The organism is Pseudomonas sp. GV085, assembly GCF_003050925.1.
GTDB lineage: Bacteria > Pseudomonadota > Gammaproteobacteria > Pseudomonadales > Pseudomonadaceae > Aquipseudomonas.
Map to the genome: position 1 here is coordinate 443,800 of NZ_QAOV01000004.1, position 23,673 is coordinate 467,472.

At 60.3% G+C, this 23,673-nt stretch carries 21 protein-coding genes and 1 tRNA gene; 5 read left to right on the forward strand and 17 right to left on the reverse strand.

Annotated elements, in window-relative coordinates; translation table 11 throughout:
• Window positions 1-93: 93 nt before the first annotated feature.
• Window positions 94-567 carry a peroxiredoxin gene (locus tag C8K63_RS11635; RefSeq protein WP_108216834.1) on the reverse strand — a complete coding sequence of 158 codons (474 nt, stop codon included), beginning with the start codon at window positions 565-567 and terminating at the stop codon, window positions 94-96.
• Between the two features lie 10 nt (window positions 568-577).
• Window positions 578-1,138, reverse strand: coding sequence for a glycine cleavage system protein R (locus tag C8K63_RS11640; RefSeq protein WP_007979776.1), 561 nt, complete (start codon window positions 1,136-1,138; stop codon window positions 578-580).
• 328 nt (window positions 1,139-1,466) lie between these two features.
• Here C8K63_RS11640 and dapA point away from each other — a divergent pair, with 328 nt between their 5' ends.
• From dapA to C8K63_RS11670, 5 genes are all read left to right on the forward strand, one after another.
• Window positions 1,467-2,345 (forward strand): 4-hydroxy-tetrahydrodipicolinate synthase, encoded by an 879-nt coding sequence (gene dapA, locus C8K63_RS11650; protein ID WP_108216835.1) that lies wholly within the window; start codon window positions 1,467-1,469, stop codon window positions 2,343-2,345.
• A 17-nt stretch (window positions 2,346-2,362) separates the two neighbouring features.
• Entirely contained in the window at window positions 2,363-3,478 is a 1,116-nt protein-coding gene (bamC, locus tag C8K63_RS11655) for an outer membrane protein assembly factor BamC (protein WP_108216836.1), read from the forward strand.
• 4 nt (window positions 3,479-3,482) lie between these two features.
• Window positions 3,483-4,241 (forward strand): MBL fold metallo-hydrolase, encoded by a 759-nt coding sequence (locus tag C8K63_RS11660; RefSeq protein ID WP_108216837.1) that lies wholly within the window; start codon window positions 3,483-3,485, stop codon window positions 4,239-4,241.
• Between the two features lie 28 nt (window positions 4,242-4,269).
• Window positions 4,270-4,983, forward strand: coding sequence for a phosphoribosylaminoimidazolesuccinocarboxamide synthase (gene purC, locus C8K63_RS11665; RefSeq protein WP_108216838.1), 714 nt, complete (start codon window positions 4,270-4,272; stop codon window positions 4,981-4,983).
• A gap of 83 nt (window positions 4,984-5,066) precedes the next feature.
• Window positions 5,067-5,156 (forward strand) — tRNA-Ser (locus C8K63_RS11670).
• 244 nt (window positions 5,157-5,400) lie between these two features.
• On the opposite strand, the gene C8K63_RS31235 is transcribed toward C8K63_RS11670, so the two are convergent.
• From C8K63_RS31235 to tssC, 15 genes are all read right to left on the reverse strand, one after another.
• Window positions 5,401-6,204 carry a DUF6708 domain-containing protein gene (locus C8K63_RS31235; protein ID WP_371920755.1) on the reverse strand — a complete coding sequence of 268 codons (804 nt, stop codon included), beginning with the start codon at window positions 6,202-6,204 and terminating at the stop codon, window positions 5,401-5,403.
• A gap of 112 nt (window positions 6,205-6,316) precedes the next feature.
• A complete protein-coding gene (locus C8K63_RS30775; RefSeq protein ID WP_256594933.1) occupies window positions 6,317-7,117 on the reverse strand; it encodes a DUF6708 domain-containing protein in 801 nt (266 codons plus the stop codon).
• Window positions 7,118-7,231: 114 nt separating this feature from the next.
• Window positions 7,232-7,711, reverse strand: coding sequence for a DUF6708 domain-containing protein (locus C8K63_RS11685; RefSeq protein WP_371920756.1), 480 nt, complete (start codon window positions 7,709-7,711; stop codon window positions 7,232-7,234).
• A gap of 479 nt (window positions 7,712-8,190) precedes the next feature.
• Window positions 8,191-11,550 carry a T6SS effector BTH_I2691 family protein gene (locus tag C8K63_RS11690; RefSeq protein ID WP_108216841.1) on the reverse strand — a complete coding sequence of 1,120 codons (3,360 nt, stop codon included), beginning with the start codon at window positions 11,548-11,550 and terminating at the stop codon, window positions 8,191-8,193.
• On the reverse strand, window positions 11,547-12,485 hold the full coding sequence (locus C8K63_RS11695; protein WP_108216842.1) for a hypothetical protein: 939 nt from the start codon (window positions 12,483-12,485) through the stop codon (window positions 11,547-11,549). The genes C8K63_RS11690 and C8K63_RS11695 overlap by 4 nt, the downstream gene beginning before the upstream one ends.
• A complete protein-coding gene (locus C8K63_RS11700; protein WP_108216843.1) occupies window positions 12,482-14,512 on the reverse strand; it encodes a type VI secretion system Vgr family protein in 2,031 nt (676 codons plus the stop codon). Before C8K63_RS11700 ends, C8K63_RS11695 begins: the two co-directional genes overlap by 4 nt.
• A 27-nt stretch (window positions 14,513-14,539) precedes the next feature.
• Window positions 14,540-14,797 carry a PAAR domain-containing protein gene (locus C8K63_RS11705; RefSeq protein ID WP_108216844.1) on the reverse strand — a complete coding sequence of 86 codons (258 nt, stop codon included), beginning with the start codon at window positions 14,795-14,797 and terminating at the stop codon, window positions 14,540-14,542.
• Between the two features lie 70 nt (window positions 14,798-14,867).
• A complete protein-coding gene (locus C8K63_RS11710; RefSeq protein ID WP_108216845.1) occupies window positions 14,868-15,380 on the reverse strand; it encodes an Hcp family type VI secretion system effector in 513 nt (170 codons plus the stop codon).
• 106 nt (window positions 15,381-15,486) lie between these two features.
• Window positions 15,487-16,293: a type IVB secretion system protein IcmH/DotU gene (gene icmH / locus C8K63_RS11715; protein WP_108216846.1), complete on the reverse strand. Its 807-nt coding sequence runs from the start codon at window positions 16,291-16,293 to the stop codon at window positions 15,487-15,489.
• Window positions 16,286-17,632: a type VI secretion system baseplate subunit TssK gene (gene tssK / locus C8K63_RS11720; protein WP_108216847.1), complete on the reverse strand. Its 1,347-nt coding sequence runs from the start codon at window positions 17,630-17,632 to the stop codon at window positions 16,286-16,288. Before tssK ends, icmH begins: the two co-directional genes overlap by 8 nt.
• 37 nt (window positions 17,633-17,669) lie before the next feature.
• The gene (gene tssJ, locus C8K63_RS11725) at window positions 17,670-19,019 is read right to left on the reverse strand and encodes a type VI secretion system lipoprotein TssJ (RefSeq protein WP_108216848.1); all 1,350 of its coding nucleotides are present in this window, start codon (window positions 19,017-19,019) and stop codon (window positions 17,670-17,672) included.
• Complete coding sequence (tssG, locus tag C8K63_RS11730) at window positions 19,016-20,038, reverse strand: type VI secretion system baseplate subunit TssG (protein WP_108216849.1); 1,023 nt, start codon at window positions 20,036-20,038, stop codon at window positions 19,016-19,018. Before tssG ends, tssJ begins: the two co-directional genes overlap by 4 nt.
• Window positions 20,002-21,768, reverse strand: coding sequence for a type VI secretion system baseplate subunit TssF (gene tssF / locus C8K63_RS11735; protein ID WP_108216850.1), 1,767 nt, complete (start codon window positions 21,766-21,768; stop codon window positions 20,002-20,004). Before tssF ends, tssG begins: the two co-directional genes overlap by 37 nt.
• Window positions 21,769-21,775: 7 nt before the next feature.
• Window positions 21,776-22,192, reverse strand: coding sequence for a type VI secretion system baseplate subunit TssE (tssE, locus tag C8K63_RS11740; RefSeq protein ID WP_108216851.1), 417 nt, complete (start codon window positions 22,190-22,192; stop codon window positions 21,776-21,778).
• The gene (tssC, locus tag C8K63_RS11745) at window positions 22,193-23,665 is read right to left on the reverse strand and encodes a type VI secretion system contractile sheath large subunit (RefSeq protein WP_108216852.1); all 1,473 of its coding nucleotides are present in this window, start codon (window positions 23,663-23,665) and stop codon (window positions 22,193-22,195) included.
• Window positions 23,666-23,673 lie beyond the last annotated feature (8 nt).

A 23,673-nucleotide genomic window follows, 5' to 3' on the forward strand; every position in this document is an offset into this window, starting at 1 on the left:
GGTGGAGATGCAAAAAGATCGCAGCCTGTGGCAGCTCCTACAGGAGCACCTCGATCGGCGTAGGAGCTGCCGAAGGCTGCGATCTTTTTTGTATCAGGCCTTGTTCAGGGCCTGAGCCGCCGTCAATACCGCATCGACATGCCCCGGCACCTTCACGCCGCGCCATTCCTGGCGCAACACGCCTTTGGCGTCGATCAGGAAGGTGCTGCGATCCACGCCCATGTATTCCTTGCCGTAGAGCTTTTTCAGCTTGATCACGTCGAACAGCTGGCAGATGGCTTCGTCCTTGTCGCTGATCAGCTCAAAGGGGAATTCCTGCTTGCACTTGAAGTTCTCGTGGGATTTCAGGCTGTCGCGAGATACGCCGAACACTTCGGTATTGGCAGCCTTGAACGCTGCATACTGATCACGAAAGCCTTGCCCCTCGGTGGTGCAACCCGGCGTGCTGTCCTTGGGGTAGAAGTAGATCACCACCTGCTTGCCTTTCAGATCAGCGAGGCTGACGGTGTGCCCGCTGGTGGCGGGGGCTTGGAAATCGGCAACCGGTTGGTCGATGGCAACGGCCATGAAAGCTTCCTTACATTGGGTTCTGTGGGCGCCAGGGTTCGATCAGGGCATCGAGGTTCAGCGCGTCGGCAAAATCCAGGAACTGATCGCGCAGCCAGCTGATTTGCACGCCGGCCGGCAATGTCACGGTAAACGTGGCGTTGAGCATGGTGCCGCCGGTCTGCGGAGCCTGATAAGTGTCGCAGGTCAGGTTTTCCAGCTCGACATTGTGATCCATGAAAAACTGGCACAGCTCGTTGATGATGTCCGAGCGGTAGGCCGAGCTGACATAAGCGACGTACGGCAGGGCCTGGGGGCGGTTTTCCAGGGCGGCGCTGCGCACCACGTTGACCGTGAACGCATGCCGCTTGGCCAGTACTGGCAGGCTGCCTTCCAGGCGTGCCAGAGCATCCCAGCTGCCGGAGATTTCCAGCACCAGCGCACTGCATTCGCCATGACGGGTCAGGCGAGAAGTGACCACGGCGCAGCGGTTTTCATGGCTGGCGCGGCACAGGACGTTGGTCAGCTCCATGGGGTTGGCGCCGAGGGCACTGATGACAAGGAATTGTTCGCGAACTGTGGGGGTGGACATGCAGCATTCCTAAAGCGATGAGCGGTCGATACGTCAAAGGGCCGATTTACCGGGAGCGAGCCTGCGGATGCGAACTCAGAAAGCCCCGAGTGACAGGTTGCGACGTGCTCCGGCAGGGCGGGAGCGAGGCGTGGCAACGCTGGATCAGGGCTTGTGATGCCGAAAATGGAGGCTGAAACCCGACGGACGAGCTTGTCTGTACCGATCAAAGTCTGAAGGGTAGCGAAAACCGGCGCCAAGGGGAATGGCGGCAGCACAGTACTTCGCTTGTGCAAGCATCTTGGCGCCAGTACCATTACGGCTCTCTTTTTCCGGCAGGAGCGGTTTCATGATTGCGGGCAGTATGGTGGCACTGGTCACACCCATGGATGCACAGGGGCGTCTTGACTGGGACAGCCTCAGCAAACTCGTGGACTTCCACCTTGAAAACGGCACCCATGCCATTGTCGCCGTCGGTACCACCGGCGAATCGGCAACCCTCGACGTCAACGAGCACATCGCAGTCATCCGCGCCGTGGTCAAGCAGGTCAACGGTCGCATTCCGGTGATCGCCGGTACCGGCGCCAATTCGACCCGCGAAGCCGTCGAATTGACCCGCAATGCCAAGGAAGCCGGCGCCGATGCCTGCCTGCTGGTCGTGCCGTACTATAACAAGCCGACCCAGGAAGGCCTGTACCTGCACTTCAAGCACATCGCCGAAGCGGTCGACATCCCGCAGATTCTCTACAACGTTCCCGGCCGCACCTCCTGCGACATGCAGGCCGAGACCGTGATCCGCCTGTCCACCGTGCCGAACATCATCGGCATCAAGGAAGCGACCGGCGACCTCAAGCGCGCCAAGGCCATCCTTGACGGCGTTAGCAAGGACTTCATCGTCCTTTCCGGCGATGATCCGACCGCGGTCGAGCTGATCCTGATGGGCGGCAAGGGCAATATCTCCGTCACTGCCAACGTCGCGCCACGTGAAATGGCCGATCTGTGCGAGGCCGCCCTCAAGGGGGATGCCGAGACCGCACGGGCAATCAACGAAAAACTGATGCCGCTGCACAAGGACCTGTTCATCGAAGCCAACCCGATTCCGGTGAAGTGGGCTTTGGTTGAAATGGGCCTGATGCACGAAGGCATTCGCCTGCCGTTGACCTGGCTGAGCACACCTTGTCACGAAACGCTGCGCACGGCCCTGCGCCAATGCGGCGTCCTGGTTTAATTGAGGAAGTACAACGCATGAAGCGAATGGCCGGACTTTCCGCACTTGCCTTGATTATCTCCAGCACCAGTGGCTGTGGATGGGTCTGGGGCCCGGAAGGTTATTTCCGTGACCGTGGTAGCGATTACCTGCAAGCGCAACAGACTGCGCCGATGCAAATACCGCAGGATATCCATGACGCCAAGCGTCTGGATCCGCTGTTGCCGATCCCGCGCAACGTGGCTGATGACACTGAGAAGGGCGAGTACATCGTGCCTCGTCCGCAACCACTGACGGCGGCTGCGGACGCCAGCCCCTATTCCCTGCAGAAGAGCGGCGGCTCCAGCTCCATCCTGGCGCAGAATCCGCCGGCTGAAATCTGGCCAGTGGCCGTTCAGTTCTTTCAGGACAACGGTTTCCGTCTGCATGAACAGCGTCCGCAAACCGGTGAGTTCACCACGACCTGGCAGCACTCCGATGAACTGTCCGCCGCCATGGGCAAACGCCTGAGCGCGGCCGGCGTCAGCACGGACAGCGAAACCCGCGTGCGGGTGCGCATCGAGCCGGGTGTGCAGCGCAACACCAGTGAAGTCTATGTGGTCAGCGCCGAGCGTCCTGCCGGCAGCACCGCTGACGTGGCTTTCACCAACCGTTCGGTCAACACTGGCCTGGACGCGGCACTGGTCGACGACATGCTTGCGAGCATGAGCCGTATCTCGGAGAAGGGCGGTTCGGTTTCCATGTTGGCTTCACGTGATTTCGACGCGCCTAGCCGTGTCAGCCTGAGCGAAGACGGCAGCGGCAACCCTGTGCTCAACGTCGGTACCGACCTGGATCGTGCCTGGTCGAGCGTCGGTCGTGCGCTGGAACAAGGTGAATGGCGTGTTGAAGACATCAACCGCAGCCTGGGCCTGTACTACATCAACCTGGCCGAAAAAGCCGAGAAGAAAGACGACAAGCCTGGCTTCCTCAGCAGCCTGTTCGGCAGTGCGCCGAGCAAGGAAGAGCTGGATGCCCGCGCCGAGCGTTATCAGGTTCGCCTGAGCAAGGTTGGCGAGAACGTCCAGGTCACCGTCGAGAAAAACATCAACACCGTGGCGCCGCCAGAGGTAGCGCGTAAAGTGTTGAGCAAGATTCAGGACAACCTGGGCTGATCTTATGCGTTTTGCCGTTCTCGGCAGCGGCAGTCAAGGGAATGGCACGCTGATAGCCAGCGCTGATACGTACGTGTTGGTGGATTGTGGTTTTTCCCTGCGGGAAACCGAAAAACGCCTGCTGCGCCTGGGTGTGAACCCTGCGCAGCTGAGCGCGATACTCGTGACCCACGAACATGCCGACCACGTGCATGGCGTGGGTTTGCTGTCTCGGCGCTACAATCTGCCTGTCTACCTCAGTCGCGGGACCTTGCGCGGGATGCGCAAACCGATTGAACCCGCAGGCTTTCTGGCTGGCGGCGAGCAACTGCAAATCGGCAACTTGAGCATCGGTGTCATTGCCGTGGCCCACGATGCACAAGAGCCGACGCAGTATGTCTTCAGTGACGGTGAGCGGCGCTTCGGCCTGTTGACCGACCTGGGCTCGTATTGCGACAAGGTGCTGGACGGCTATCGGGACCTCGATGCGTTGATGATCGAGTCCAATCACTGCCGTGACATGCTGGCTCGCGGTCATTACCCGTACTTTCTCAAGCAACGGGTGGGCGGTGAACTGGGACATTTGAATAACCATCAGGCGGCATTCCTGGTGGCCGAGTTGGGCTGGAAAGACCTGCAACACCTGGTCCTGGCCCATCTGAGCAGCAAGAACAACCTGCCGCGGCTGGCCCGGCAATGTTTTGTCGACACCCTCGGGTGCGACCCGGACTGGCTGCAACTGGCCGATCAAGATTCAGGGCTCGACTGGCGCCACATCGCCTAGCCCATCTACTTAGCAAGCGGAGCCCATCATGGAAAAACGTGAAGAACTCTACCGCGGCAAAGCAAAGTCGGTTTACAAGACCGACGACGCTAACCGTTTGATCCTGCTGTTTCGCAACGACACCTCGGCTTTCGATGGCAAGCGTATCGAACAGCTCGACCGCAAAGGCATGGTGAACAACAAGTTCAACGCCTTCATCATGCAGAAGCTCGAAGCTGCTGGCGTGCCGACCCAATTCGATAAGCTGCTGGGCGACAACGAATGCCTGGTGAAAAAACTCGACATGATCCCGGTCGAGTGCGTCGTGCGTAACTACGCCGCCGGCAGCCTGGTCAAGCGTCTGGGTGTCGAAGAGGGCATGAAGCTCAACCCTTACACCTTCGAGCTGTTCCTGAAGGACGACGCCAAGGGCGACCCGTTCATCAACGAATCCCACGTTGTGGCCTTTGGTTGGGGCACCGCCGAGCAACTGGTTCGCATGAAAGAACTGTCGCTCAAGGTCAACGAAGTCCTGAGCAAACTGTTCGACGACGCCGGCCTGCTGCTGGTCGACTTCAAGCTAGAATTCGGCGTGTACCACGATGGCTCCATCGTGCTGGGCGACGAATTCAGCCCGGACGGCTGCCGCCTGTGGGACAAGGCGACTGGCAAGAAAATGGACAAGGACCGCTTCCGTCAGGGCCTCGGTGACGTCATCGAAGCCTACGAAGAAGTCGCCAATCGTCTTGGCGTACCGCTTTAACCGACGCAAGCATCTGATAGCACAGAAATATTTCGCTTAGGGGGTTCGCTTCCTGCGAAAGTGTTGTTATGATGCGCGCCGTTGGAGAGATGCCAGAGTGGCCGAATGGGACGGATTCGAAATCCGTTGTACCTTCACCGGTACCTAGGGTTCGAATCCCTATCTCTCCGCCATAAATACCAAAGAAATCCCGCGAGTTAGACGCTCTGCGGGATTTTTTTTGCCTGCTGAAAAGTCACGCGACTATCAAATCGACCATCAAACGATGTGCGCCATTCAATGGACGTTCATGCTTGTCCGGGGCTGTCGGTGGACGGGGCGTTTTTTCCCACGAGCGGCGCATCATGGCAGCTATTCCCTTTCGGGAAGACTCGGAACTGATCACAAGTCCGCCTTGTCCGCCCAGCTACGGCGACATTAGGGTGCGGAGCGTGACTCCAGGTCTATTTCCGTCGGCCACCGCACCTTGGGCGCCAAACGGCGCGCGAGGTTGAAGGTCGCATCTTCGTTGTTCCAGTCGCGGGGCGGGCGGGGGAAGGTGGGCAGGGCTTGCGGGCCTTGTTGCATGAACAGTTGGGCCATGGCCCAGTACATCTCGCCTTGTTGAATCTCGTGGGCGAAATGAAAACGATCGATCACGTGGTGGGTGCCAGGTTTCACCACGGCGAGGGTGACGGTTTCGATGAGGCCCCCGCTGCCCATGGGGCCGTACACGCTGCAAGCTTCGGCGCGCAGATCATCCCAGTCATAGACTTCGACTCGCACGCCCCAAGCGGTGCGGCTGAAGGGCCTGAGTCCGTCACGGTGAAAGCGATAGACATAGACTTTGCGTCGAAAGCGGTTGAAGCGAATGGGTTCGTCACGTGGAGGGGCAACGTCCATTCGCCAGAAGTAAATCCCCAGCCATATGCCGATACCTATCGGGACGAGCTCCAATATTTTGGATAACAAAGAAGAAGGGGTTGGAGAACTGGCGTGGATCATTATCAGGAAAATTGCTAAGGACAATGCCATTGCAAACATGAATGCGGCACACCAAATGCCTACGCCACTCATTCTCACTGTGGCGCGCGCCAACTCGAGATACACGTTGCCAACATGATTGGGCGGATTCGAGAGTACGGGAGGGTACGGTTCAATAGAGGGCGACTCATTTGGCCCCGGCAGATCGCGCTTCCAGCCAGGAGCAGGTTTGTCGAGTAAAGGAGCTTTAAATACCATGATGAGCAGTTCCAGTTCGGGGTGAACGCCGCTTGTAATCTTTAGCCTGTCGCATAGGGGCGTTAGACGAAGGGCAAGCGTCGTTTCGAGGCTCCGCGTTGAGGGGGCCTATTCAGGGTGCGGTGCGTGACTCCAGGTCTATTTCCGCAGGCCACCGCACTTTGGGAGCCAAACGGCGCGCGAGGTTGAAGGTCGCGTCTTCGTTGTTCCAGTCGCGGGGCGGGCGGGGGAAGGTGGGCAGGGCTTGCGGGCCTTGTTGCATGAACAGTTGGGCCATGACCCAGTACATTTCGCCTTGTTGGATTTCATGGGCGAAATGAAAGCGATCAATGACCTGGTTGGTACCGGTTTTTACAACGGCCAAGGTCACAGTTTCGATGAGGCCGCCGCTCCCCATGGGGCCGTACACGCTGCAAGCTTCGGCGCGCAGATCATCCCAGTCATAGACTTCGGTCCGTATGCCCCAGGCGGTGCGGCTGAAGGGTCTGAGCCCGTCGTGGTGGAAAAGGTAGACATAAACTTTGCGTCGGACGCGGTTGAAGCGAATGGGTTCGTCGCGGGGGGCTTCGACGTCCATTCGCCAGAAATAGATGCCTGCCCACAGGGCAACAATAAACGCCAAGAGTAAAAAAATGCTTGGAATGAGAGGGGGCGTGTCCTCCTTCAATATGTATGCGATCAAAGTGAAGGGGGCGATCAGGGAAAGCAAGAACATAAAAGGAGTTAACCAAACACCAACCCCACGCATTCTCATCGTGGCGCGTGCCAGTTCAAGGCATACATCGTCAAAATAATTGGGGGAATTCGAGAGTACTGGAGGATGAGGTTCAGTGGATGGCGTCTCGTTCGGTCCTGGCAAGTCGCGCTTCCAGCCAGGAGCAGGTTTGTCGAGTAAAGGAGCTTTAAATACCATGATGAGCAGTTCCAGTTCGGAGGTGAGCGCCGCTTGTAAAATTTAGCCTGTCGCAGTGGGGGCGTTGGACGAAGGGCAAGCGTCGTGTCGAGGCTTCGCGTTGAGAGAGCCTATTCAGGGCGCGGTGCGTGACTCCAGGTCTATTTCCGCAGGCCACCGCACTTTGGGAGCCAGGCGGCGTGCGAGATTGAAGTTCACGCCTTCGTTGTTCCAGTCGCGAGGTGGGCGGGGGAAGGTGGGCAGGGCTTGCGGGCCTTGTTGCATGAACAGTTGGGCCATGGCCCAGTACATTTCGCCTTGTTGAATTTCGTGGGCGAAATGAAAACGATCGATCACGTGGTGGGTGCCAGGTTTCACCACGGCGAGGGTGACGGTTTCGATGAGGCCGCCACTGCCCATGGGGCCGTACACGCTGCAGGCTTCGGCGCGCAGGTCATCCCAGTCATAGACTTCGGTCCGTACGCCCCAGGCGGTGCGGCTGAAGGGTCTGAGCCCGTCGTGGTGGAAACGATAGACATAGACTTTGCGTCGGACGCGGTTGAAGCGAATGGGTTCGTCGCGGGGGGCTTCGACGTCCATCCGCCAGATGAACACGCTTCCCCATAGGGGGATGATAAATCCGATGAGACCGAAGAAATGAAATACAAACGAGGGTATATCTCCAGTCGCTATAAGGATAACGATCCAAGCGACGGGAGGAATGAGAGCAAACAGGAACATACAAGGAGCCATCCAGACTCCAATCCCACGAGTCCTAACTGTGGTACGCGCCAGTTCAAGGCATATATCGTCAATATGGTTGGGGGGATTCGAGAGTACGGGGGGGTACGGTTCAGTGGAGGGCGACTCGTTAGGCCCCGGCAGGTCGCGCTTCCAGCCAGGAGCGGGTTTATCGAGTAACGGTGTTTTAAATAGCATGATTAGCAGTTCCGATTCTTTGGGAGAGCCGCTTGCTACCCAGGCCTGTGACGAAGCGAGCAGGGTAACCAACGGGCAAGGACATTGTTTATGAGCGTCAGCGATGGTCGGCCCTGAGTAAAAATGAGCAGACCATTTGCGCGGGCGCCCATGGCTTACAAACTGTCCATCAAGATGAGCTGTGCATAGGCATCGTGAATGTCGCGATCGGGCCAGTAGGTTACCGACAAGGTCGCCGCTTCAATGTTGTGCCGGCGGGTGTCGGGCAACAGCACGATGGCGCCTTTGATGTCCTTGACTTGTAAGGTACGGGCGTCGGCCAACGAGACGGTGCGTACTTCCTGCTTAGGTAGGGTGCTGTCGGCTCGGTAATCGGGCTTGTTCGGGAGTTTGGGTACGGCCAGCGCCGCTCGGCGTTCGCTGGCTGCGGTTGCCAGGGAGGGGGAATTCAACTCGCCTTCGGCCAGCACTTCGCCGCTGGTGTACTGGTTGGCCGAGCCATCGCCGTGACGATGAACCGTTAGTGACCAGCGATAGGCCGACCGGTTGGCGTCGAAGAGCGGCAGAACCAGGTGATATTCGAGGTGCTGTTCATAGATCGGCGCGCCTACGCTGCCCATGGGACCACCCCAGCCTTGCGAGCCGCTATTGACGATTCGTAAGCGAAAATTGATGCCAGCTTCAACGCCCAGGGTCGCGGCATTCAGCTCGGCAATGGCGATGTGGGCGTGTTCTGGTTTGTTCCAGTGAATGGGGGGGACTTCGTTGTGCATACCAAAAAAACAACGGCGAGCCCAGCGGTCGAGAGGTGTCGATTCTTCGCTTTCGGCCCACTTGTACAAACCATATCCTGCTAATCCGAGAAATATGGCTATTCCGAGTGGGCCAAGCAGAGCTGTGCTTCCATAGGCTGCGGCAGCTATGCCAAAGATCGCTCCAGCGCCCGAAAATCCCGTAGAAAGCGTATATAAACCTGCAGCAGAAGCATCACCCGCTTTGGAGGTACGGTTAGCAGCGAATCCCGCTCGCGTCGCATCGTACAGTCCCGCCACAGCACCAATACTCCCCCCGACCCGTACAAATACGTTGCCTACGCGAGCAGTCGCTGTTGCAGCAGTCATCGCCTGGGTCGACAAACTGCTGACCTTCTGCACCTGCACCGCCCCTTTCTCCAGTGCGATGCCTACGATTTCCACCCCCCCACCCAACACCCCCAAGCTACTGCCATACAACGCCAACCTCGCCTCAACAGCCTTCTCTCCCATCGCCTGTTCTACATCCTTGAGACTTTTGTTCAGTGAGTCGCTTAGCAGGTACATCCCGCCCATCGCCAGCAACAGCTCGCTACTGCCGACCGCGCCACGCAGCCCGGTAAAGCCGCTGCGCACCCATTTCGCCGCCAGGTACGAGGACACCTTGACGCCTTGCAGCACCTTGCGCGCTTGCGGGTCCAGCGTGCCAACCCCGACGGCGATTTCGACCAGCGTAGCGTGGGCACCTTTGCCCAGCTGATCCACGCCGAGGTTGGCCTGGCGCATCAGGGCGTCCTGTAGTTCGGTGACCTGGCTTTCGACCCAGATACTAATAGTCACGCTGAGGTTGGCTATTTTGGGGTCCAGCACCGCCAGGCTGAGCAGGCCGCCCTGAATCAGCGGGCGCACCTGTTTCCGCGCCTTGCGGGCCTCATCGTCGATTTTGCCCAGCTCGTCCTTAAGGCCTTTCCAGGTGCGGTCGATGGCATCAGCGGTCTTGCGTTGCAGGTTGCGCAGGTGCTCGCATTGCAGGGCGTAGTATTCACCCAGCTTCATCTTCACCTTGAGTTCGGTCAGATGAATGCCGTTGTAGAGCAGTTGACTGGCACTGTTGAGACACGAAACCACTCGCCCCACGCCAGGGCCGAGCGACGGTTGCAAGCGGACGGCAGCGGCGTTGAGGGCACCGAGGAGTTGTGCCATGGCGTGCTGTAAACGGGGGCGGACATGGTGCTTGAAGTCGTCGTTGTCGATGAGCTTGGTAATGGCGGAATAGAGCTTTTCACTGTCGTTCCAGTCGGTATCGCCTGTCGCATTGAAACTGGGCAACAGGTCGGTCAGCAAGCGTTTGTCACGCAAGAGAAGGGCGCGGTAGACCGGGCTCTTTGGGTCGTTCAGCCAGTCGCTCCATAGGGAGGCAGTAGGACCTGTGTCTTCAACGTTGTTTGTTTCCTGCGGGTGTTCCTCTTGTCTCGATGGCGCCTCACTGATGCCACCCTCCAGGCACAGCGCCATGGTCTGGCTGTAGGCCCGTCCTGACGGGCGATCATCGCCGTCGTAGTCATTTTGCTCGACACAGGCAAACTGTCGGGAGCGACACGCTGCCGCGTAGGCGTGTGCGCTTTGGTCGATGTAACGCTGATAGCTCGCCCATTCTTGCTCATACAGTTGATGAAACAGGGCACGGCTCTGTTCATCGTAGCGTTCCTCCAGGTTCTGGTTGGCAGCAAGGGTGCGCTTCTGGACGATCCGCTCGCGCTGCTGCTCGGGGCTGGAAAATACCGGCGGGCCATCGCCGGTCATGGGCTCGACAGACGTCGGTAGGGGCGTTTGGCCTTCTGCCCGTTCGCGATGGATTTCGCGAATGGCCAGCAGTAGCTGAGAGGTCTGGTACTGATAAGCCCGGTCCGGGTCGTTCATCCAGGTCTGTCGCTGCTGGATCCAGCGGTTGCGGGTGTCGTTGAGCTCCTGCACCAGGCCGATGATGTCATCCAGTACAAACGCCAGGACGCCTTGTTGGAGCTGATGCTGTGGGATGGCGTTGCGCAGGAAACCCTTCAGCGCGTTCAGGCGATGGGCACGGCTATGGAAGCCATGCACGCTGTCGAATCCTGGCGTTGACTCCTGCGGCGGATGCTCATAAAAGGGCCAGTCGGGTTCGGTCGTGATGGGCAATTGGGTCGTCTGGTGCTGCTGGTATTCGTAAACCTGCTTGTCCACCTGCAGGTTTTCATCCGTCATGGCCAGGCCAACGCTGGCGGGGTTGTCGCGTGCGCTGGCGAGGTCGAGCTTGTGGAAACGCTCTGAAGCATGACCGGCCTTGTAGGCGTCCAGCACGCTGGCCGGCCACGGGTCATTGGCAAAGGCCAGCCACGCTTGGGTGTGTTTGTCGGTGTCGATGTTGAGGAACGATGCCGGGCAGTCGTGATTGGCCGAGACGCAAGCATCGGACAGCGGAGTCTCGTTGGCAGGCGCAGGTGCGTAGGGGTTGAATTGACGTAGATAACCGTCCGGGCTGACCTGATAGGCCTGCCAGATCTTGCGATCCAGCAATACATACAGGTAACCCGCGCGCAACGTGCGTAAGCCCAGGCGTGTATGGATCTGCACGGTATCCGGCCGCACAGGTTCATTGGGTGAGCGTGGCACCAGCGCGTGACGCAATGGCAGGATGGGCAGCCCTTTACGTTGACAGGCCTTGCATTGATCTGTTGAAACCGCGGTTTCGGCTATGGCGATGCCCAGTTGTGTGCCCAAGGTCATTGAAGTGCTCCGGCAGAAGTCAGATCCGACACGGCCCGCTGCCAGGCGTTGTCGTTGTAGGGGGTCAACAAGTGGCTGAGCGGCGCTTGCCCTTGGGCCGCTTGCTCGATCAGGGCGCGAACGCCAGTGTGCTGATGCAGGCGCGGGTGCAGCATCAGGCGGAGCAAGGCCAATGTCAGGATGTCGTCCTGGTGGCTAAGGCCGAGCTGGCGGGCTTGCTGGATCTGGATATAGGCCTGTGCTGCCGCTTGAGGCGGGAGTGCAGTAGGGCCGTTCCAGCGGGCGGGGGCATACGTCAGCGGCAAGCGAAGGGCGCGTCGCCAACTGCTCAGCAAGGCGGACACCATGAGGGCGTCCCGCTGTACGGCGGTCGTGCGGATATCCAGAGCGGTGCGACGTTCGGGGGCGCCCACCAACACACTGCCGACACCGCTGCTGGTGGGCAGCAGCCAGTGTTGGATCGGCCACCAAGGACCCTCATCGTTGCGGCGGAAGGTGCCCGCGAGCAACTCTAGGCGAAGGGGCTCATGGATCGGGAAAAAAACTCGCCCCTGCTCCAGAGGAAATTGTCCGAGTGAAACGATGTGGGCACTGAGATGCCGGGCTGCTGCGCTGCTGCTGAGCCAGCCGCACACATAACGTTTGTGACGATCCAGATCCTCATGCGCGCGTAAGGCAGATAGCGTTAGTAGTTCTTGCGACGGCGAGACGCCGGGCGTAGCGAGGGTCACCAGCACTGGGCAGGCCGATGGCGTATGAATTAGATCGGGCCGATGCAGAGGCGTGACGGCGTCATTGCCAAGCGTTTGACGTAGCGCCTCAATGTGTAATGGGTCATCTGCGGCGCAGTCGGCCAAGAGGTCGAGCAACAAGTACAGCGTAGCATCGGGTGCATGCTGTTCGGCGACGAACGCCTGGACGCTAGCCGGGGTCATCGGTTTTTCTCCACGCAGGTCTGCCCTGCCTCGGGTTGCAGCTGCAGGGTCAGGGCTTGACCGGCGCCTGGGGTCGTGGAGGTTACCGGGCCATGTAGGGTTATCGCTACGCCATTGAGGTGGATGCCTTGCGCGTCCAGCGTGAGGCTGCCGCCGGGGCTTTGAAAGACCACACGCTCACTGGCTTGCAGTTGGTAGACCGTGGTGGTGTGGTGCATGCCTTGGCCGGCAGTTAGACGATGTTGCCCTGAGATCGTTTGCTGGCAGTGACCGCCCACTTCGCTTTGGTGGTTGGCCGTGGTGGTGTCGTAGCGATTATTGCCGACCCGCACACTGCGATCCCGGCCGATAGTTGTCTCATGGTCACGTCCGGTGGAGAGCGTGTGGTCCCGCCCGATCTCGTGGGACTGGTCGTTGTCGATCGATACGTGCTCGTCGTTACCGACTTCTTCTTTTCGGTCATTGCCGACGAAGATACTGTTGTCGTGTTTGATGTGTTCGTTCTTGTCCTTTTCGGCGTGGATGTACACCTCTTCCTGCCCCAGCTCATCCTCAAAACGCAGCTCGTTGAAGCCCTCTCCCTTATGGGTACGGCTCTTGATGGTCATTCGCGTCTTGTGCTTGGGCAGCTCGTAGGGCGGCAGATTGGTCTCGCGGTAGGTGCGGCCCGTGGCAATGGGCTGGTCAGGGTCGCCATCCAGGAAGCTGATGATCAGTTCCTGATTGACCCGCGGCACGGCCATGGCGCCCCAGGTCGCACCGGCCCAGCCTTGGGCCACACGGATCCAGCACGAACTTTGATCGTTGTTCTTGTCCGAACGATCCCACGGGAACTGCACCTTGACCCGGCCCCATTCGTCGCAATAAATCTCTTCCCCTGGCGGGCCGACCACCGTGGCGATCTGCGGGCCGTCGATGCAGGGTTTGTCGCACAGCGGAGCTTTCCAGTCCGAGGTCCAGCGAATGGCTGTGGCCTGCATCTCGTAAGACGTGCCGCTGTCACTGCCGAAGGCTTCTTCCTGCAAACTGGTGTGCTGTTTGCCTTCGTGCTGGATAGCGATGGTGCGCCAGCGGTCGTTGAAGTCTTCGCGGGGATGGTCGTTCAGGTCGAAGGCCAACCCCGGTTGCAGGCGCGCATCATCACCTGCCAGATGGGCCAGTTTGGCGTCGTTGCGCAGGGCGGCCAGGCGGGTCTTGGTAAAGGGCTTGCCGGCGATGTCGCGTTTGTAGCGGCCGGGATAGTCGAAGCGTTCGTAGTCCTGGTGCTGGTTGTTCAGGTCCTGATCGCCGGTGGCGGTGTGCTGCTGGTTGTAGTACGGATGGGTGAAGGTGTAGTCGCGCTGTACCTGGCGTGCGGTGCGCACTTGTTCGGTGTAGTGGAAGCGGGTCAATGCCGGTTCCATGGAATCGCCACCCCCCATGGGCTGGTAGATCACCGGGCAATCGGTGTGGGTGCCAATGGTGCCGAGGCCACCGACGCGGTCGGTAAGGACGAGGGTGTGGCCGTCGGCGCGGTGTTCGAAGGTGTAGAGCAGGCCTTCTTCGGCGGCCAGGCGGGCGATGAAGTCGAGGTCGGTTTCGCCGGCCTGTACGCAGTACTCGCGGGCTTGGTGCTCGAAGCAGATTTCAGTGCGGATGTCAGTGAGCTGTTGCTCGGTGAGCACGCTGGTGATGATGTCGGGCACGGTCTGGCCCTGGAAAATCCGCCAGTTGGAACGCAGGTCGAAACGCGCCAGGGTCGGTTCGACCACGGCGGTGTAGCGGGTGCGGCGAAAGCCGGTGTCACCCTGACAGAACAGGCTGACCAAACCGTGGACGTAGCGCACAGGGGTGTCGCCACGCCAGAGGGTGAACAGCCCCGCCAGATCGAGCACCCGATTGAAGTCGATAGCGGCATTGTGGCTGGCCAGTTCCAGTTCGAGTTTGAACGGCTGGGACAGGCCTTCTTCGAGGGTGAACGAGACCACCTCGAAGGGATCGCCTTTCAAGGGCTCGAAGGTGAAACACAGGTCGCTTTGGCGGGGCATGGGGCCTCCTTGTCGAGAGTGTGAATGTCAGTCGATCAACCAGCTGCTATCACCGTTTTCCAATTTTCCATCGTGATCGGTGGTATCGCCGACACGGGCTACTGGCTGTCCATTGACGGTCATCGAGGGCGAGCCGCTGGTGATGACGGCGCCGCATCCAAGGGTGTCGCCGACACGGGCGACGGCGCGGCCGTTGACGGTCACGTTGCGCGTACCGCTGTCGACGGTGGTGGGGCCACACAAAGGGCAATCATGGTCGTGTCCGACCAGAACGACGGCTGGCATAGAACCTCCTGAAAATTATCGAGTCAGTGAATATTCCGCCGCCTGAGCGGCGGAACGTGCCGGTTGGCGATTAAGCCGGCTTGCGCCAGTCGTCCGAGGCTTCGGTGCCGGCCACCACATGGGTCCAGCTGACCTTGCGATACGCCAGGCTGGTCTTGATCAGTTGGGTGTAGTTTTCGTTGCTACTGTTTTGTGCGTGGGGCAGCACGGTGTGAATGTCGACGACCGTGGCGTCTTCCAGTTTGGTGGTGAAGAAGTGCTCTTGCTTGCCGTCCCCCGAGGTGCGGAACCACTTCACTTCAACGGTCGGCAGCATTTCGCCGGTGGCCAGGGCCTGATAGAGCATCGGTGAGGCTTTGTTCAAGGCGCTGGTGAATATCAGCGGCTTGTGCACCCGTTGCCCGGACGGTTGGCCACTCTGTGGGTCGGTGGGCGTACCGATTGCGTGGTCGATTTCCTGGACGAGGATTTCGTCTTCGTGGCCTTCCACATAAACGTTGCCCACCGAGTCAGCAGTGAACGCGCCCTTGGTGATGTGGCCCTGGGTTTTGCCGTGGATGCTGATGTACGCAGGTGTTGGCATGACAAGCTCCTTGTCGCGATCAAGTGAACGGCCCCTGGGGGCCGCAGGTTATGGCCGACACGGCCATGGCTTTGCAGGCGCTCGGGATGAGCGCGCTGAAAATCGGTTACAGGTGCAGCACCCGCTCCAGGGACTCCAGCACTTGCTGGGTGATGGCGTTCAGGCGGATCGAGTAGATCGTGTAGGCGACCGTCAGCACGACGGCGGCCATGGCCCACGGAGTCCACAACGGCCAGGCGCGTTTGATCCGGTAGTTGCGCGGGGCGACGTTTTTCAGCGGGTCGGTCAGGCGCTTGGGTGTCTCGCCGCGCAAGGGTCGCAACAGGCCGTGCAGTTGGGTGATGATCTTCTGTATTTCGTCATCGCCCTTGATATGGGCGCCGTATTTGCCTTTGAGACCGGAGATCAGGCACTGGTACATGAACTCCAGCACATGCTGGTACCTGGCCGCTTCGGGGATCATGTTGTTCATCACGGTGAAGAATTTTTCGCCGCCCCAGGTTTCTTGATGAAACTTGCTTAGCAGCGAGCGTGCGCTCCATGTGGAAGACTTGCCCCAGGAAGTGCTCATGACCACTTCGTCCAGCAACAAACACAGGCTGTAGGAGTAGGCCTTGAGCATGCCTGCGTCGTAGTCGAGCTGGCTGACTTCTTCCATGATCGTGGTGATCTGGTTGCTGACGCTCAGGTACAGCGCAGGTACGTCGTCGTGCTGGTCCAGACGCCGCAGGCGGATGACCAGGCCGATCAGCGGCGTGGCGGCATCGCACAGCGGGTTCCAGGCCAGGCCGCGCATGTCGAATTCAGGGTCGGCCAAGTGTTTTTGGCCGCTGGCAGTGATCGTTTCGCCGTCAAAGTCGATGGCGCCGGAGATCTCCTCGTGACGCCATGAGTCGGGTGTCGTTTTAATCATCTTTTTCACTCCTGATCGCCCAGAACTGCAATTCCAGCTTCGGGAATTCACCGGCAATATGGAAACCAAACCCGCTGCCACTGCTCAGGCTTTGCCAGGCGGGGTGATGGCGGTCGAGTTCGAAGTAGCTGAAACCGGCATGGAACGGCAGGTGTCGCGGCGCCACCGGCAGCGGCCGCAGTGGAATACCCGGCAGTTGCAGGCTGACCAGTTGCTCCAGCCCTTCGGTGGAGGTGATCTTGATCTGTTTGGGGAGTTGCTGACGCAGGGTTTCCGCGGGCAGTTCGGCGCGCACGGCGAGGATGAATTCAGCGTTGTCCAGCAGGCGTTTGTCGTTCAATGCGGCGCTGCGCACGCCGTACCGCTGCTCGACAATCGGCAACGACACCGCACGCGGTTGCAGCACCGTGCCCAAGGCGCGGCGCAAGGTGTGCTCCAGAATCTGGAACGACTCGCGCAGGTTGTCGTGCTGGTAGGCCGGGTATTCCTGGGGCAGGTGGCCTTCATCGGTAAAAGTCACCAGTTCGCCGCAGGCCTGGGCCAGGGCGATGTACAGCCGTTCCGGGTGGACTTGGCGCTGGCGAGCCAGGTGTTGGAACAGCGGGAACAAGCGGTTGAGGGTTTGCAGCAGGTTGAAGTCGGTGACATCTGCCACCCCCGACTGCCCCGGTGAACCGATACGCTGGGCCAGGTTTTTGGCCCGCTCACGCATCAGCCCGGCCACCTCACCGAGGTAGCGGTGCAGCGCCGGCACCGCTTGCAGGGACAGGATGGTGGGATAGAAATGCTCGTCCATTACCAGGCTGCCGTCCGGGCGCTTGTCTTTGATCCTGCCCAAGGCGATGCCGGTGAAGGCACTGCGGTCGCTGCGTTCGAGCATCAGTTGCAGGTTGGGCACGGCCAGGTCCATGCCGACCTGATCGCCGTCATCGCTGTGGGTATCGCGGATTTCTTCACGGCGGGCGATGTAGCGGCTGTTGCCGTACTGGTCGGGCCAGCGCACTTCGAGAGCGCCGTTGGAGCGCAGCGGCAGGGCCAGGTAGACGATCTGGTTGACTGCGCTGCTGTCGGCGATTTCCAGCGGGGAGGGCGGCGCCAGGTCGTGGGGGATATCGAAGACGCTGCCATCGGGCATGATCCCCCGCGCTTGGGTAATGGCGACCTTGCCGAAGCTCAGGTATTCGCTGTTCAGCGTCAGCTCGCTGAAGCCATAGAGCGCGTCGTTGAGGCTGTGCAGGCGCTGATGCACGGCGGCCTCGGCGGCGCGGGCCTGTTGCTGGAAGTGCTGGGGCTTGACGAACAAACCTTCATGCCAGATGACGGGGTTGCGTGAACTCATCGGTAATTACTCGGGGCAAAAGCGGCTGAAAAGGGCGTCATCGGGTTTCTCCTTTGAGGCTGACCTGCGCGGCGTCCAGCTGCACCAGCACCGCGTACTGCCGGCCCCTGGGCTCGACGCGCAGGCGCTGTTTCCACTGTCCGATATCGCTGCTGTGGTAGTTGGCGATCACCGCGATGAAACGGGTGTCTTCATCAAGCGCGCGCAGATCGATGAATTTGAATTGGCCTGGGTTGAGCAGGTAGTCGTCGGCGCGGATATAGGTGCTGCCCAGGGTCTTTTTCAGGTCGTCGGCCAGGGCCTGAGGGCTGGCGTTGATCAGCAGCGAGTCGTCGGTCAGTTGCAACACCTTGAAAGCGATCGGCGTGGCGACGTGCTGCATGGCCGGGTTGCCCCACGGGGTGGTCAGGCTGACCCCCTGAGCGTCGTAGTCACCCAGCAGCGCGTCTTCGATGGGCGACATCGGCACGACGGGCGCTGGCTCCAAACTCAGTGGCGACTGGGCCGGCACGCTTTCGTAAAGGTGGCTGAGTAGCGTTTGTACTTTGTCCGTCAGGGCCTGCGGGCTGGTGGCCTGCACATTGAGGGTGTAAGGCGAACGGCTCGCGTCCTCGTCCGGTGCCGTGCCGGTACTGATCAGGCGCGGGTTGACGTCGTGGCTGGCGTACAGGCTCAGGGAGTAGCGGCTGGGCTGATCGTCGGGGCCGCCGACCGAAATCGATGGAGTCCAGATCACTTGGCCGATCTTGCCGAGCATGGTGCAGCCGCCCAGGGTCAGGCAGGCGAGCAACAAGGTGGCCAGACGCAGGTTGCTGAACAGGCAAACGGTGCGCTCGGGTGCGGTCGCGCAAATATCAGCCAGCGGCTTTGGTGGCGGCGCTTCATTCATCGCTCGCAGCGGGTCGCCTTGCTCGGCTAAATCCAAGGGCCGGCAAAGGCGCTCGAATTCCGGGCAAGTGGCAGGTCGCCTATCCGCCGGTGGCCTACTCGGCGCATCTTCCTGGTGCCACACGTGCATGCCTTCAGGGTGGCCGCCGAGCAGTTCATCCAGCGAACGCTGCCCTGGGGCGTGCTCGCCCAATTGCACCGCGACCTGATACGCACCAATCTGCAACCGATCACCGTCGTTGAGGCTTATCGCCACATGACGCTCAAGCGGCAGGTCGTGACCGTTGACGTAGGTTCTACCGCTGCGGTCGATCACGCAGAACCGCCCTTCGATGACGCGGATGTCGCAGTGGTTGGGTCGCACGCTGTTGGTGCGATCTTCCAGGCGCCAGTCCACCGCGGCACTGCCGATGCTGCCGCCCTGTGGGCCAAATTGGTGACCGGGCAGATAGCCGTGCAACAGCTGCGCAGGATTGCTGACAACCAGGCTCAGCTTCATGCGCGCCCCCGAATCCGCACCACGGCGGGATTACGATGTTGCTGATGCTCGATGAAACTGGTCCAGCCCAGGTGGGTGCCGCCGGCGCGTTGCAGGTTGAACGGCGGTACGTCTTCTTCGCGCAGCCCCAGTTCCAGGTCGTAGGCGGTGGCATCGCGCAGCAGAAAATGCATCAACTGGCGCAATCGCCCGAACTGATCGTCGCTGGGCAAGAACTGACGAAAGCGCGCTTGAGTCAAGTTAGGAATCACCAGGGTGAACTTGCTGGCGCGGGTCTTGCTGCGATCACCCACCACAAAGTTACTGCCCAGGGTGCCGTTGGCCTTGCCCAACGCCAGGCGCTGGCGTTGCGGAAAACTCACTGAGCGAGCCTCGAACTCACGGATATGTATGCCGTGCAGGTCGAAGCAATGCTCGACGATGCCGGACACCACCGAGGGGGAGCGGCTGCGGTTGGCGATCAAGCCGGCAAAGCTCAGCAGGCGGCCCCACGGCAGCGGCGTCGTACCGCGAAGGTCGTTGTCGTTCAGCCCGACCATGGAGAATACGTAACGCGAAAAACGGTCGTTCGCCTCGGCCTGGTAGCGAATGTAGTAGCGGTACTTGCGCCAACTGGTGTGCAGCAGGGTCAGCAAGCGATGGTTGAAAAAGTCCATGAACGCCGGACGAATGCCGCGCTCTTGAGATTGTTCGTAAGCCAGGCGGTCCAGGTAATAACCGGGCAAAGGCGAGTCGGTACCGTGCAGGCCAAAGAAGCTGGTCTGCAAGCGGTAGCGCGCTTCGTCGCCCCCATCCTCTACGCGGCCAGCCAACACCACGTCGGAGGCCGGAAAGCCCAGCCCTGCATGGCTTTGCAGGCGCACGCGACGGCGCGCCGCCGCACTCAGGGGCCGCGCTTCCAGGTCATCGCCATGCAAGGCGTGCAAATGCTCCAGCAAACGGTGAAACGAATAGTTTCGCGCGTCAGCCAGCAGCCGGTCGGCTAGATCAAGGGTTGTCTGCCGGTCAACAGTGGCCATTCATAGCACTCGTTGTTGGTGGTATTGATCACTTCCAAACGGTGGAAGGAGTTGATGCTGGCGTACAGGGCGAAGAAGTGCGAAAGCACGCTAGCGAACAGGTACAGCTCGCCCTCGCAGAGGAAGGCGTTCTGGTCCAATTGCAAACGGGTCTGCACGCCGCGCACGGGCAGGCCTTTCATCAGCCAGTCGATGGGAGTGGTCACGGCATCCTGGATACCGTTGAGGCGCTTGCGTGTGGCGCGGGCCTGTTGCAGGTCGTGCAGGGCGGCAAAGTCATAGGCGCGGATCACTGCCTTGAGCGGCTCGGCCGACAGCAACGACAGGTAGTTCAGCGACAGATTGGAAATCAGCGTCCAGTGCAGGCTCGCGTCCAACACCGGCCGATAAGACCGGGTCGGCGCAATCAGATTGGTATAGATGGCAAACGACGGCGTGACCTCGGTGGACAGCGACACATCGCCGACCCCCAGGGCCAATGGCAGATCGCGGTTGGTGCAGGTCAGTTCGATGGACGCCGCTTCATGCTCGCCGATGTACAGGCTTTCATCGCCACGCACGAAGGCGATGCGATGGCGCAATCCCTCACGTCCGTGGGATTCCTCGATATGCGTGCGGAAGTACAGCGCGGTGCGGCCCCGGGCATGTTCGATCTCATGCTGGAACGACTCGAACGGAGTAAAGCGCCGTAACGGATCGCCCTTGCGCTCCTTGTCGGCGGCGTCCCAGCCGGCCACCTGGTCGACACTGAAAATCTCAAAGGCATCGTGGCGGTTGCCACTGGGGCTGATACGCCGTTCCTGGCTGCGTCCGTCCAGCGCGATGGGCTCGGCATCGTGGCGGAACAGATTGACCGCCGGCGCACAGAACAGGTGAAGGTCTGAGGTGCGCAAATGCGTATTGACCGGCATCGGCCGGGAAAACTGAAATTCGAAGCGAATCTGTCCAGTGCTGACGGCCGGCCAGACCTTGGCTAGTCGGGTCAGGCTGAAAAAGTGGAACCGCTGGGGGAACACAAAGTATTCCTGCAGGATCCGGTAGCCATCGAACACGTTGCGCGGGTAGGGCAGCAGTGCTTCTTCGGCGGTGAAACCGGGGAAGCCCAACTCGCTGGGGTTCAGACGATAAGGGGTGTTGTTGACGTACAGCGTGACGCTTTTGAGGTAATGGGCCAGCCACAGGTACAGGGTCAGTGCGGTGGCATTGTCGCCGCCGAGGTGAAAATCCAACTGATCGCACTCGAGGCTGTCGAGCGGTTGTGGGGTCAACACGTTGAGGTCGATGCGCAGTGTCGAAGCTTCGCGGCTGTGGGCATCGCTGACTGCCTGCAACGCCAACGGGTACAGATTGACATCGGTGCACGTGCGAAACTCGCAGGAGATGCCGTCCACGGGTTTGGCAAACAGCCGCGTCCCTTTGGGAATCACCTTGCGTTGACTGATCGCATTGGGCCGTGGCTCGAAGCGGATGATGGTTGCGCTGGGCAAGGGCCGCAGGTAGTTGGGCCAGAGCATCTGCAGCAGCGGATGGGTCAGCTCCGGCAAGTCGTCGTCGATCTTCATGCCGAGCTTGGCCGTGAGGAAGGCAAAGCCTTCCAGCAATCGCTCCACGTCCGGGTCGCCGGCCTCGTCGCCGAGAAACTGCGCCAACTGTGGATTGTCCTCGGCAAACTCGCGACCGAGCTCGCGCAGGTAGCGCAACTCCTCGGCAAAACGTTGTTTCAAGTCCATGGCATCCTCATTTCACCCGGGTGTAGCCGTCGCGGCCATGCATGGCCACCTCGATCTGCACCTGCTCTTCCTTGTGGTTGACCTGCACCTGGCAATCCAGGCGAAAGTTCAGCTCCAGCGGCAAATCCGGGTCGGGCTGATAACGCACGCCCGTGACCTTGATGCGCGGTTCAAACGCCTCCACCGAGCGCCGGATATCGGCGCTGATGGCCACCACCAGATCACTGCTGGCCTGGGTAACCCCATTGAAATCGCGCAGGCCCAGTTCAGGGCTGCTTTGCGAGCAGCCCTGGCGTGAATTGAGCACCTGTTCCAGGTGGCGTTTGATCGCCTCGACACGCTGGCGCGCTTGTTCATCCGCACTGCCGGGGCGGTAGCGCGGTGCGTCGGCTTCCAGGCGCTCGAACAGGCTGGTGCCGCGCACCTATTGGGTGTCCAGCCGACCGACCAGGGAGATCTCGAAGTTGGCGCCCATGTACTTGAAGTGCGGGCGCACCGCCAACGACACCTGGTACCAGCCTGGATCGCCCGCCACGTCCTGCACGACGATTTGCGCGGCGCGCAAGGGGCGACGGCTGCGCACATCGGACGACGGGTTTTCCTGATCGGCGATGTACTGTTTGAGCCAGGTGTTCAACTCACGTTCCAGGTCCTGGCGTTCCTTCCAACTGCCGATCTGCTCGCGTTGCAGCACCTTGATGTAGTGGGCCAGGCGATTGACGATAAACAGGTAGGGCAACTGGGTGCCGAGCTTGTAGTTGGTCTGGGCTTCCTGGCCTTCGCGGGTCTTGGGGAAGTTTTTCGGTTTCTGTATTGAATTGGCGGAGAAGAACGCGGCGTTGTCGCTGTCCTTGCGCATGGTCAGGGGAATAAAACCGGCTTCGGCCAGCTCGAATTCCTTGCGATCGGAAATCAGCACTTCGGTAGGAATCTTCGCCTGCAATTGGCCGAGGGATTCGTACAGGTGCACCGGCAAATCGTCCACCGCGCCGCCGGACTGCGGGCCGATGATGTTCGGGCACCAGCGGTAGCGGGCGAAGCTGTCGGTGATGCGCGAGGCCATCAGGAACGCGGTGTTGCCCCACAAGTAATTGTCGTGGTTGCCGTCGACGGTTTCGTTGTAGCAGAAGCTGCGAATCGGGTTCTCCAGCCCGTCGTAGGGCGAGCGCAGCAGGAAGCGCGGCAGCGTCGCGGCGATGTATTTGGAGTCTTCCATCTCACGCAGGCTGCGCCATTTGGTATGGCCGGGCCCTTCAAAAATGTCGCTGACTTCCTTGACCGACGGCAGGTCCTGATAGCTCTTGAGGTTGAAGAACTCAGGACCTGCCGCCATCACGAAAGGGGCATGGGCCATGGCGCCCACGGAAGCGACGTAGCTCAACAGCTTCATGTCCGGGGACGACGGGCCGAAGGTGTAGTTGCCAATCATCGTCGCGATCGGCTCGCCACCGAACTGGCCGTAACCGGAGGTGTAGGCGTGCTTGTACAGGCCGCTGCGGGTGATGTCGCCGGCGTTGTCGAAGTCGTCAAGCAGCTCTTCTTTGGTGACATGCAGCACTTCCAGTTTGATGTTCTCGCGAAAATCCGTGCGATCCACCAGCAGCTTCAGGCCGCGCCATGCGGATTCAAGTCGCTGGAACTGCGGCTGATGCAGAATCACGTCCATCTGCTTGCTCAAGGCACGGTCGATTTCGGCAATCATCTGGTCAACCCGGTGCTTGTTGACCGGCTGCTGATGGTCGCCGCATTGCAGGATTTCGCTGATGAACACAGCCACGCCTTGGCGGGCGACTGCGTAGCCTTCCTGGGAGGGGCGAATGGTGGTATTGGCCAGCAGTTGGTCGAGCAACGACGTTGGTTCGTCAGCCACCAATACTTGGGCGACGGCGCTTTCCATAGGCATGG

Excerpts from the sequence above, each read along its gene's own strand:
- C8K63_RS11690 (WP_108216841.1), bottom strand. The coding sequence starts at position 11,550 with ATGACCTTGGGCACACAACTGGGCATCGCCATAGCCGAAACCGCGGTT.
- tssG (WP_108216849.1), bottom strand. The coding sequence starts at position 20,038 with ATGGCCACTGTTGACCGGCAGACAACCCTTGATCTAGCCGACCGGCTG.
- C8K63_RS30775 (WP_256594933.1), bottom strand. The coding sequence starts at position 7,117 with ATGGTATTTAAAGCTCCTTTACTCGACAAACCTGCTCCTGGCTGGAAG.
- C8K63_RS11705 (WP_108216844.1), bottom strand. The coding sequence starts at position 14,797 with ATGCCAGCCGTCGTTCTGGTCGGACACGACCATGATTGCCCTTTGTGT.
- bamC (WP_108216836.1), top strand. The coding sequence starts at position 2,363 with ATGAAGCGAATGGCCGGACTTTCCGCACTTGCCTTGATTATCTCCAGC.
- tssJ (WP_108216848.1), bottom strand. The coding sequence starts at position 19,019 with ATGAAGCTGAGCCTGGTTGTCAGCAATCCTGCGCAGCTGTTGCACGGC.
- tssK (WP_108216847.1), bottom strand. The coding sequence starts at position 17,632 with ATGAGTTCACGCAACCCCGTCATCTGGCATGAAGGTTTGTTCGTCAAG.
- C8K63_RS11695 (WP_108216842.1), bottom strand. The coding sequence starts at position 12,485 with ATGACCCCGGCTAGCGTCCAGGCGTTCGTCGCCGAACAGCATGCACCC.
- C8K63_RS31235 (WP_371920755.1), bottom strand. The coding sequence starts at position 6,204 with ATGGTATTTAAAGCTCCTTTACTCGACAAACCTGCTCCTGGCTGGAAG.
- C8K63_RS11710 (WP_108216845.1), bottom strand. The coding sequence starts at position 15,380 with ATGCCAACACCTGCGTACATCAGCATCCACGGCAAAACCCAGGGCCAC.
- tssF (WP_108216850.1), bottom strand. The coding sequence starts at position 21,768 with ATGGACTTGAAACAACGTTTTGCCGAGGAGTTGCGCTACCTGCGCGAG.
- C8K63_RS11635 (WP_108216834.1), bottom strand. The coding sequence starts at position 567 with ATGGCCGTTGCCATCGACCAACCGGTTGCCGATTTCCAAGCCCCCGCC.
- purC (WP_108216838.1), top strand. The coding sequence starts at position 4,270 with ATGGAAAAACGTGAAGAACTCTACCGCGGCAAAGCAAAGTCGGTTTAC.
- C8K63_RS11660 (WP_108216837.1), top strand. The coding sequence starts at position 3,483 with ATGCGTTTTGCCGTTCTCGGCAGCGGCAGTCAAGGGAATGGCACGCTG.
- icmH (WP_108216846.1), bottom strand. The coding sequence starts at position 16,293 with ATGATTAAAACGACACCCGACTCATGGCGTCACGAGGAGATCTCCGGC.
- tssC (WP_108216852.1), bottom strand. The coding sequence starts at position 23,665 with ATGGAAAGCGCCGTCGCCCAAGTATTGGTGGCTGACGAACCAACGTCG.
- dapA (WP_108216835.1), top strand. The coding sequence starts at position 1,467 with ATGATTGCGGGCAGTATGGTGGCACTGGTCACACCCATGGATGCACAG.
- C8K63_RS11700 (WP_108216843.1), bottom strand. The coding sequence starts at position 14,512 with ATGCCCCGCCAAAGCGACCTGTGTTTCACCTTCGAGCCCTTGAAAGGC.
- C8K63_RS11640 (WP_007979776.1), bottom strand. The coding sequence starts at position 1,138 with ATGTCCACCCCCACAGTTCGCGAACAATTCCTTGTCATCAGTGCCCTC.